Source organism: Psychrobacter sp. 1U2 (genome assembly GCF_051847575.1).
On the sequence record NZ_JBPYDC010000426.1, the window covers coordinates 1 to 1,101 of the forward strand.

Here is a 1,101-nt window from a genome sequence, read left to right on the forward strand (position 1 = left end):
TGCAAGCTTATCCCCACTTAGTCCGCCTGAGTTGGCAAAAGCCGCTGCCCACTTGCCCTCCCATTTGCGGTGATACCAGCGCTTTGAGGTTTCATCCATAAAAGTCTTAAATTCAGCGGTAACACTGCCCATATATACCGCGCTACCAAATACCAGCAAATCAGCTTGATCCACAAAATCCCAATCGACATCATGGACATCGATCGCTTTTGCTTGCGCTGTTGGCAGTTGTTTATGTGCGCCTTGTACGATCGCTTCTGCGACGCGCTTGGTATGTCCATAGTTACTATGAAAAATAACAGCAATCGATACATTCGGCGCGTTTTTGGTAGATAAAAATGCTTTGGTTGGTGTATTCATACAAACTCTAATAATGGATAATAAGTAATTGATTCAGCGGTAGGGTACTGTTGCTCTAAATCCCTCAAAATATGATGGGACAAGTTACCAGTATAGCTAGTGCAAATGCTTGTTACCTGATATGCGGTAGACTTCGGTAAATTCAAGCATATTGTAACAGGCATGTTTTAATGAGTACCAGCTTATTACTGCTCATCATTTATTAATGCACACTGTAGCGATATTTTACACATTATCAATTATTCTTGTGTAATAGATACTACGCTTTATCCATCAGCAAGCAAGAATTAATAAGCAATGTCACCGTCTATCAATGTTAAATAGTCAGTAATAAACAGCCTATTCCATATTGTCATATACTTATTCTTATTCTTCTAATGCGCTAATATTTACTTTGATGACAATAAGATTATGATGGAGCGCTTACTTATACACTATTAAAAGCATCAAACGAGTCTCATAACCCTACTTCCTATTCTTATATAAATACTTATACAAATCACATTCGATCACATGCATCGGAGAAGGATGTCATTGCCTTGAATACGTTAAATACCACCACTAGAGTTCAGCCTGTAAATGATGCAAAAGACCCCATTGTAAGAGGTAGTCTGGCACTCAATGCACCGCAAAAAGTATTAATAGCCGGCGGCGTAATAGCAGGCCTGCTACTACTCATTCATTTACTTGACACTCAGCATATCTCCCAATCTTTGCTACTAGGTATTGGTCTTTTGCTGG

General features: G+C 39.3%; 1 protein-coding gene and 1 pseudogene. One reads left to right on the forward strand and one right to left on the reverse strand.

Annotated elements, in window-relative coordinates:
* A partial coding sequence (locus tag ACS8FD_RS16315) for a flavodoxin family protein (RefSeq protein WP_439276614.1) occupies nucleotides 1-360 on the reverse strand: 360 nt, incomplete at its 3' end.
* A 539-nt stretch (nucleotides 361-899) separates the two neighbouring features.
* Between ACS8FD_RS16315 and ACS8FD_RS16320 the strand changes: the two are divergent.
* Nucleotides 900-1,101 (forward strand): annotated as a pseudogene (locus ACS8FD_RS16320) (YeeE/YedE family protein); the annotation flags it as partial.